Raw genomic sequence first — 8,521 nt, 5'->3', positions numbered from 1 at the left:
TTCGGTTGGGGCGGAGCTGCCGGGACGATTGCCTTTGTCGATACCCGCCGCAAGGTGCGCGCGACGGGGATGGTACAATATATGCCGTCGAACGCCTATGGTTTCCACGACGATTTCGGCAAATGGGTTGTTGCCGATTTGCAGGGTTGAAGCCGATATGAATCCAGGCTTCACAGGCTCCCCGCTCGATCGCGCCGATCGGCTGCGTAACGATGTTGAGGCGTTCAATGCCGCGCTGAACGATTGGCGTGCACGGGTGCTCGGGCTCGACGGGCTTGATCCTGTTGTCGCCAGCGAAGGCGGGCTGAAATGGGTTTCGATGGCCGAGATTGACGTTTCGGTCGAACTCATCCTGCTCGGCCTTGCCAATGGCAAGCCGCATTTTGTGCCTTTGGTTGAAGGCGCAGGTGGTATGGCGCGCTCACCCGCAGTCTGGCGCGCACTGTCGATGCTGCCGGCCGAGGATGCTGCCATCTACGGCACGGCACGCAGCCTGATCGACTGGCACAACAACCACAAATATTGCGGTCGCTGTGGCGGTTCGACCAAGGTGTTTCGCGCTGGCTGGGGCCGCCAATGCACGGCCTGTGACGCCGAACATTTCCCGCGCACAGACCCGGTTGTAATCATGATCGCCGAATATGAGGGCAAGGCTCTGCTTGGCCGACAATCGGCATGGCCTACGGGCAATTATTCGGCGCTGGCAGGATTCCTTGAACCCGGCGAGAGTATCGAGGAAGCAGTGCGGCGCGAGATTATGGAAGAGGCCGGGATCAGCTGCGGCGCGGTGCGCTATGTTACCAGCCAGCCCTGGCCCTTTGGCGGATCGCAACTGATGATCGCCTGTGTGGCAGACGCCGATGGCGCCCAGCTAACGATCGACTATAACGAGTTGGAAGACGCGATGTGGGTGACGAAGGAAGAGGCACGCGCCGCACTCGCCGATGCCCCCGACAAACGCTTTGGCGCGCCGCCGCCCTTTGCGATTGCGCATACCTTGTTGCGGCGTTGGGCGGAGGCAGATTGAGATGACGGCACAACCTCTCCGTATCGATATCGTTTCCGACGTCGTCTGCCCCTGGTGCATCATCGGTTACAAGCAGGTCGAAAAGGCGTTGAGCTTGCTGCCCGAACCAGTCGAAGCCGAAATCCACTGGCACCCGTTCGAACTGAATCCCGACATGCCGTCCGAAGGCGAGGATGCGGGCCAGCATATTGCGCGCAAATATGGCCAGTCTTCTGACCAAACGAAGGCGGTACGTGAGCGGATCAAGGACACCGCCGCTGCGCTCGGCTTCACCTTCGGCGATATGGGCGCGCGGCGATTATACAATACGTTCGACGCACACAAATTGCTGACACGCGCCGGATCCCAACATGGCTGGAAAAAGCAGACCGAACTGAAGCTCGCGCTGTTTTCAGCTTATTTCCAGCAGGGCAAGGATGTGAGCGATCGGGCCGTTCTATTGGATGTTGCTGAAAGCATAGGTCTCGACCGCGCCGCCTGTGAAGCATGGCTGGCCGACGAGGTGCTCGGGCGCGAAGTGCGCGGCGAGGAAAGCTACTGGATCAATGAGAATGTCGCTGGCGTGCCTGCTATCATTTTCGATGGCAAATATATGGTTCCCGGCGCGCAGAGTGCGGAGACCTTTGCGCAGGTGATTGGCAAGGTTCTGGCGAAGCGGGATCAGGCAACCGCCTGAACCCCATATTTGCGCATCTTCTCGATCAAAGTGGTGCGCTTCAACGTCAGCAACCGCGCGGCCTCCGAAACTATGCCATCGGCCAGTTCCAACGCCATATTGATGCGTTCGAGTTCGATAGTTTCGATTTCCTGCCGCAGGTCTATCGGTTGCTCCTTGCTCGGCGCAGGGCCGACCTGGGCGAAGGATAGGGGCGCCGCGGCCAATCGTTCGCGGCGGCTTTCGAGCGGCGGCAAAGCGTTGGTGAGCAACAGATCGATATCGTCTGCGTTCAATATCTCGCCACCATAGAGCACGCCTGCGCGTTCGACGACGTTGCGCAATTCGCGGACATTGCCCGGCCATGCGTGCGCCATAAGTCGCTGGAGAGCGTTTTCGTCAAAATGGGCAATCGCGCCTGAGGGTTTGCCCTTCTGGAAATGGCGGATGAGGAACGGGATGTCTTCCGAACGCTCCGCCAGCGACGGTACATGGACGAGCACCACGCCAAGGCGGAAGAACAGGTCCTGCCTGAATCGGCCTTCGGCTATCGCGCTATCCATGTCCTGATGTGTTGCCGAAATGATGCGGACATCGACCGGGGTACCGCTGCTGCTACCCACGCGGGTGACGATACGCTCCTCAAGCACGCGCAGCAGTTTGACCTGCATGTCAAAACGCATGTCGCCGATTTCGTCGAGGAACAGCGTGCCTTTATGCGCATTTTCGAAATGGCCGGTGCGCCGGCTATGCGCGCCGGTGAAGCTGCCTTTTTCATGCCCGAACAGTTCGGATTCGATCAGTTCGGCGGGGATCGCGCCGGTGTTGATTGCGACAAAGGAATTGCCGCTGCGGCCACTGGCGGTGTGGATGGCCTGTGCGACCAGTTCCTTGCCCGATCCGGATGGCCCCGCAAGAAGCACCGACACATCCGACGCCGCCACACGGGCAATCATCGCCCGCAACCTTTGCACGGCAGGGCTGGTACCGATCACCAACGAAGCGATTTCGCGTTCACACTCTGCCGTCAAAATAGCCATATCTGCCCCCGAAGCGATGCGGGCTGCCCCGCCTTTCCGATGACTTCGAACTGCGGCGCAAATGGTTAACGACTGGTTTCGAGAATTCTCATAACATATTGAATAACATCGATTATATCCAATATGGAGGAAAGCAGGGGCAGAAAAACGTAGGTCAGATGTTTCGGGATGATCCAATCCGGACCAACTCTATTCGCGCGCCCAACCCATGGTAATCGACATTCGCCGGTTGCGCGGATCGAACCGGTTCCTGGGAACATAAGGTTCGCGATCCGCCACCCCTTCGATTCGCAGGAAGCGATCCGGCCCCACCCCCTTTTGCGCAAAGATGGCGCGGGTGATTTCGGCACGCTCGGCAGACAGCTTCCAGTTGTTCATCCCCTGCCCACGGGCGTAAGGTGCCGCATCGGTATGGCCTCGAATGATCAGGCCGTTGGGCAGCTCGCGAACTAGCAGCGACACTTCATCCAGCAACCGCATCGCATCGGGCGTCATCTGATTGGTGCCCGAAACGAACATGCTGAAATCGGCTTCATCGACCAGGTCGATGCGCAACCCCTCACGCGTTTCGGTGAAGCGGACATTTTTGGCGAGGCGGCGCAATTCACGACTGGCCTGCATCTTTTTCGCCAGCGCCTGCTTCAGATTCTCGAACCTCGCCTTGTCACGCTCCTTGCCCGAGGCTTCCTTGGGCCCGCCCTTGGCATCGCGCGGGATAGTGATCGCCTTCGTTCCGGTCTGTGCGGCGCGGTGCGGATAATCGTCCGCCGAGACAATCGAATCCCCGCCGAACATCCCGTTCGACCCAGCACTCTCCTGCTTCGTCTTGACCAAAGTCGGCGCAAAATAGTCGGCGAGCGCCTTGCGCTGCTTTTCGGTGGTCGCACCCAGCAGCCACATCAGCAGAAAAAAGGCCATCATAGCCGTGACAAAGTCGGCATAGGCCACCTTCCACGCCCCGCCATGATGCGCGGCGTGGGGCGCTTCATACACCTTTTTGACGATGACGGGCCGGACGACCTGATTTGCGTTGGCAGCCATTATCGTGCCCGCATTCCGTCAAAAACTTCGGCAAAGCTTGGCTGGTTCGAATGTTCGATGCCGGAACGCGCAGCCTCGATCACCAGCGGCTGTGGATGGCCGTGCAGCGAAGCGATGATGATCTGTTTGACTGTGTGGTAGATTGCGGCGTCGCCCTCGATCACCTGCTTCGCCCGGTTGGCAAAGGGCCCGACCAGCCCGTAAGCCAGCAGCACGCCAAGGAAGGTGCCGACCAGCGCCGATCCGATCATCCCGACCAATATCTCCGGCGGTTTGTCGATCGAGCCCCTGGTTTTGACGACGCCGAGCACCGCCGCAACAATGCCGAGTGCAGGCAGGGCATCGGCGAGGTTTTGTAGGCCGTCGGCGGGTTTGATCGCGTGGTGATGGTGGTTCTTGATCGCGTTATCCATCACCTCTTCAACTGCGTGTGGATCGAGTGTTCCCGACGAGACAACCACCAGACGAAGCGTATCGCAGATCAGGTGGATGAGCGTTTGGTCGGCGAGCAGCTTTGGATAATCGGCAAACAGGGCTGACTCTTTCGGGCTTTCGATATGCGGCTCGAGCGCGACCGGGCCTTCGGTGCGCAGCAGCTTCATCAGCTTACCGACCAGCAGGATGCAATCAAGATAGTCCTGCTTGCCATAACGCGGCCCCTTGAACACCTTGGTCAGGCCACCGCCGAGCGCTTTCAATTCCTTACCCGAATTGCCGATAATCAGCGATCCGATAGCGGCCCCGCCGATAATCAGCATCTCATGTGGTAGCGCATGCATCACCGGGCCGAGATTGCCGCCGGTCAACGCAAAACCACCAAACACCATCGCGATCAGGACGAGGATACCGATAATCGCAAACATGCTTTGGGAGCTTTCCGGTCTGGCAGGAGTTTATGGGTTTAACGGCGGGAAGCGGGGAATGTTGAGCGGGTCAGCCCAAAATATCGAACAATGTCCGCCGGTTGATGCGTGCAAAGGCCGCCTGCGCTGCCTCCAGCGTGATCGTCTGGGCGTTGAGTTTGGCAATCGCTGCGGTCAGATCGGTATCTTCGAGCGAGGATCGCTCCGCGGCAATCGTAATGCCTCTTTCCGCATGCACTTCAGCGAGCCGTTCCAGCCGGGAGGCATTGATTCCGATTTGTGCCTGCGCAGTCGCCATTTGGTTGATGGCACCATCGAGCGCAGTCAGCGAGGTTGCGATCGTAGTGCTGTTGCCCGCTCCGATTGCACTCGCTGCATCACGCACATGCTGCGCTGCCGATTGCCCGCCGATGTCGAACAAAGCTGCCCTTGCAGGGACAGGTGCGAAAAGCGCATCGCTGTCAAACCGCATCAGTCGGGCGCTTTCCGTTGCGAACAACGGTTCGCCCAAATTCGAGTCGGTTGCGCCAAGTAAATCAAGTTCATCCGCAATCGCCGATAGTTCGAGTGAAATGGCCGCCCGATCGGCCGCTGCCAATGTTCCGTTTGAAGCGGAGAGTGCCAATACCTTGGCCCTTCCCAACAGGTCGGAAGCGGACTTCAGCACACCGTCGGCCTGGGCCGTTAATGTGCGGGCGACATTTATATTGCCCCCCCAAACGACAACATTCGCTTGCGTCGTGCGGAGCGCGGCCACTCTGGCTGAAGCAATTGGATCATCCGATGCGCGCTGCAGGCGTTTCCCCGTCGAAACCTGAATCTGGGTCTGGGCAATATCCTGTGAAAGCCGTGACTGGCGGGCGGTTTCGCGAGTCCTGCGGTTACCGGTAGCGGTGATCATGGCTGTGGTCCGTCAGAAAATGTTGAGAATCGACTGCATGGTTTCGCGCGCAACCTGCACCGTGCGCGCGGCGGCCTCATAGGCCTGCTGGAAACGGAGCAGTTCTGCAGCTTCGCGATCGAGATCGACTTCGCCGACCATATCGCGCGCTGCAAAGGCCCCGTCCCGGCGGCTTGAGGCAGCTGCATCCTGCGCACGCGCGCTGGCGGCTTGTTGCGCCTGCTGGGCGACCAAGGCAGCCCAGCCCGCCTCCACTCCCGAAGCTCCGCGAAGATTGGCAAGCTGAAGTGCGTTGCCATTGCTGGAACCGGCATCGGCCGCAGCAACTGCATCGGCTGCCAGCGCGAGGGCCGACAGCGTTGCTGCCGAAGTTCCGGAAAGGAGGGCGACGCCCGGATTGCCGTTGGCATCAAGGCCCGCATGGTGCCAGCCATTGAGGTCGCTCGCCAGTTGCACCGCCAAGGCGTCGAGATTTGAATGTTGCGTAGCAATATGCGCCGCCCCCTGGGCGAAACCGGTAAGACTACCGCTGGTTGGTGTCAGTGCTCCGCCAGGTGCCACCGCATAGGCCAGCTGGCCATTGCCCATCACTGAAACCGAAAGTGTCGCCACTGTCCCGTTAGCGACCAGAGGAATGCCACCGTCGCTCGCAGTCAGCGTCACCGCTCCACGCGCATCAAAGCTGGTGGTGATCGGTAGTGCCGACGAAATGCGGTCGAGCAACCGATCGCGTTCATCGAGGAGCGTGGCTTCATTTGTCGAACCCGCACGGGCACGCCGCAAGCCGAGATTGACCTTTTCTAGCGCAGCGAGATCGGTGTTGAGCCCATCAACTGCACCCGTAGCCGATTGGGCAACGCCATTGGCCGCACTTTCCAACGTACTTGCTGTGCGACGAAAGGCCGCCGCGCTATCGTCCACCGACTGCAGAAATTGTGCGCGTAAAGCTGGGTTTGCCGGATCTGAGCCGAGCTGATCAGCGGTGGTAAAGATACGGGTCACGCTCTCCCCGATCCCTCCGATACCGTCATCCAGTGCACGCTCTGTGGCGTCGATCGCGCCAAGGCGTGCAGCGCTGCGATCGGCTTCGCCCGATGCCGTGCGGGCATCCTCGACCAACCATGGGTCAACCGAGCGGTGGACTCCGGCTGTCTCGACCCCGCCGGGTCGAATGCTGTTGCGGGAAAGGACAATGTCGCCCGCTGCCGGAGCTTCGCGCAGTTCGATCGTGCGACGTGCATAGCCGGAGGTCTGGGCATTGGCGATATTGTCCGAAACCGTCGCCAATGCGCGCGAATAGGCGCGAAGGCCCGATGCGCCGATGTTGAGGAGGTCGCTCATTTGGCCTCTCCCTGCAACTGCCCCTCGATCATCGCGGCTATGCCGATCGCCCCGCGCTGTGCCAGAGCGTCTGCTGTCCGGGCATCGGCGAGCTCGCGATAGGTTGAGTTTGCCGATGAACCAAAAATGTCGTCCACCAATGCACCTTTGTGCATTTCGCTGATTAGCTGACGGAGCATGACCGCCTCAAACGCAATAGCGGCTTTGCGCAGCTCGGGATTGACCGGAGCTGCGCTGGGGGAGGGGCTCGATGAAACAGGTCGTATCATATGATTACCAATTCGGCTGTCAGCGCACCCGCCTGGTCGAGCGCTTCGAGGATGGCGACCAGATCGCCAGGGGGCACGCCGATGCAGTTGATCGCGTCCACAATTTCGGCAAGGTTTGCGCCGCCTTTGATCAGGAAGGCGGGGTTGGCAGGCTCCTCAACCTTGATGTCGCTCGATTGCTCGACGGCGGTTACTCCGCGGCTGAACGGGGCGGGTTGCACGACGGCCGGGGCTTCATCCACTTTCAATGTCAGCTTCCCATGGGTCACTGCTGCTGCCCCCACGCGAACAGCTCCGTTGATGACGACAGTGCCGGTGCGGGCGTTCACGATAACGCGCGCGCGCGGTTGTGCCGCGTTGATATTCAACGCTTCGATCAGCGCGATCATCCGGGTGCGGGCATCGCCGCCTTGTGCGGCGCGGATCTGCACAGTGGCACCGTCGAGCACAGTGGCTGTTCCGGGACCAAAGGTCGTGTCGATGGCATCGGCAATCCGGCCGGCATTGGTGGCATCAAACTGGTGCAGGTTGAACAGCAGATGCTCACCTGCGGTAAAGCCGGTGTCCACCGAACGCTCGACCGTCGCTCCGCCCTCAATGCGTCCGGCCGAGGGAATGTTGATCGATAGTTTCGAGCCATCTGCGGCATCAACACCAAGGCCACCGACGACAAGATTGCCCTGCGCCATCGCATAGATGCGGCCGTCAGCGCCATAAAGCGGCGCCATCACCAGCGTGCCGCCGCGCAGCGATTTGGCCTTACCCATGGCGGAAACGGTGATGTCGAGCCGCTGGCCCGGTTTGGCAAAGGGCGGTAGCTCTGCCGTGACCAGCACAGCAGCGGCATTTTTGAGGGCAGGATTGACGCCCGGTGGGATCGTCAAGCCAAAGCGCGAGACAGTGCCTTGCACGCCCTGTGTTGCATAAATCAGACTGTCATCGCCGGTGCCGGCAAGGCCGACGACAATGCCATATCCCGTCAGCTGGTTGGCGCGCAGCCCCTGGAACTGGCCGAGGTCTTTCACCCGCTCCGCATATACTGGCGCGGAAAACAGTGCGGCCATGGCGGCGAAAAGGCAAAACAGTCGCCTCATCAGAACGGACTTATCTTGGAAAAGAAACGCTGCAGCCAGCCCTGCTTGCTGGCGCGCGCGATCTCGCCCTTACCGGTGTAGTGGATTTGCGCATCGGCGACCCGGCTGGATAGGACGCGGTTGTCTGCGGAAATATCGGCAGTTCGAATGATACCGGAAAACTGCACCTTGTCGTCGCCCCGATTGAGGGTGAGCGTCTTCTCGCCCCGAACGAGCATGGTTCCATTGGGATAGACGGCGGCGATCGTCACACTGATCTCTCCGTTCAAAGCGCTGGTCTGGGCGGCTTC

10 protein-coding genes are annotated in these 8,521 nt (G+C 60.2%); 2 read left to right on the top strand and 8 right to left on the bottom strand.

The genetic code is table 11. The features are described from left to right. Nucleotides 1-157: 157 nt before the first annotated feature. Nucleotides 158-1,027, top strand: coding sequence for an NAD(+) diphosphatase (gene nudC / locus Q0239_RS13540; RefSeq protein WP_298603741.1), 870 nt, complete (start codon nucleotides 158-160; stop codon nucleotides 1,025-1,027). 1 nt (nucleotide 1,028) lies between these two features. Then, on the top strand, nucleotides 1,029-1,703 hold the full coding sequence (locus Q0239_RS13535) for a DsbA family oxidoreductase (RefSeq protein ID WP_298603740.1): 675 nt from the start codon (nucleotides 1,029-1,031) through the stop codon (nucleotides 1,701-1,703). Here Q0239_RS13535 and Q0239_RS13530 read toward each other — a convergent pair. The 8 genes from Q0239_RS13530 to Q0239_RS13495 all read right to left on the bottom strand — a co-directional run. After that, the gene (locus Q0239_RS13530) at nucleotides 1,688-2,722 is read right to left on the bottom strand and encodes a sigma-54-dependent Fis family transcriptional regulator (protein WP_298603738.1); all 1,035 of its coding nucleotides are present in this window, start codon (nucleotides 2,720-2,722) and stop codon (nucleotides 1,688-1,690) included. The two genes, Q0239_RS13535 and Q0239_RS13530, sit on opposite strands and share 16 nt — an antisense overlap. A gap of 189 nt (nucleotides 2,723-2,911) precedes the next feature. Next, the gene (locus tag Q0239_RS13525) at nucleotides 2,912-3,763 is read right to left on the bottom strand and encodes a flagellar motor protein MotB (RefSeq protein WP_298603736.1); all 852 of its coding nucleotides are present in this window, start codon (nucleotides 3,761-3,763) and stop codon (nucleotides 2,912-2,914) included. Next, nucleotides 3,763-4,626 (bottom strand): flagellar motor stator protein MotA, encoded by an 864-nt coding sequence (motA, locus tag Q0239_RS13520; RefSeq protein WP_298603734.1) that lies wholly within the window; start codon nucleotides 4,624-4,626, stop codon nucleotides 3,763-3,765. The genes Q0239_RS13525 and motA overlap by 1 nt, the downstream gene beginning before the upstream one ends. Before the next feature lie 70 nt (nucleotides 4,627-4,696). Further along, entirely contained in the window at nucleotides 4,697-5,527 is an 831-nt protein-coding gene (locus Q0239_RS13515) for a flagellin (protein ID WP_298603732.1), read from the bottom strand. A gap of 12 nt (nucleotides 5,528-5,539) precedes the next feature. Then, on the bottom strand, nucleotides 5,540-6,868 hold the full coding sequence (flgK, locus tag Q0239_RS13510) for a flagellar hook-associated protein FlgK (protein ID WP_298603730.1): 1,329 nt from the start codon (nucleotides 6,866-6,868) through the stop codon (nucleotides 5,540-5,542). Then, complete coding sequence (locus Q0239_RS13505) at nucleotides 6,865-7,137, bottom strand: rod-binding protein (RefSeq protein ID WP_298603729.1); 273 nt, start codon at nucleotides 7,135-7,137, stop codon at nucleotides 6,865-6,867. The genes flgK and Q0239_RS13505 overlap by 4 nt, the downstream gene beginning before the upstream one ends. After that, a complete protein-coding gene (locus Q0239_RS13500) occupies nucleotides 7,134-8,201 on the bottom strand; it encodes a flagellar basal body P-ring protein FlgI (protein ID WP_367276115.1) in 1,068 nt (355 codons plus the stop codon). Before Q0239_RS13500 ends, Q0239_RS13505 begins: the two co-directional genes overlap by 4 nt. 29 nt (nucleotides 8,202-8,230) lie before the next feature. Beyond that, on the bottom strand, nucleotides 8,231-8,521 hold a 291-nt coding region (locus Q0239_RS13495; RefSeq protein ID WP_298603725.1), incomplete at its 5' end, for a flagellar basal body L-ring protein FlgH.

Source organism: uncultured Sphingorhabdus sp. (assembly GCF_937872355.1).
In the GTDB taxonomy this organism is placed as follows: Bacteria; Pseudomonadota; Alphaproteobacteria; order Sphingomonadales; family Sphingomonadaceae; genus Sphingorhabdus_B.
Note: the sequence above shows the minus strand (reverse complement) of the source record. Positions and strands in the feature narration are given on the sequence as shown.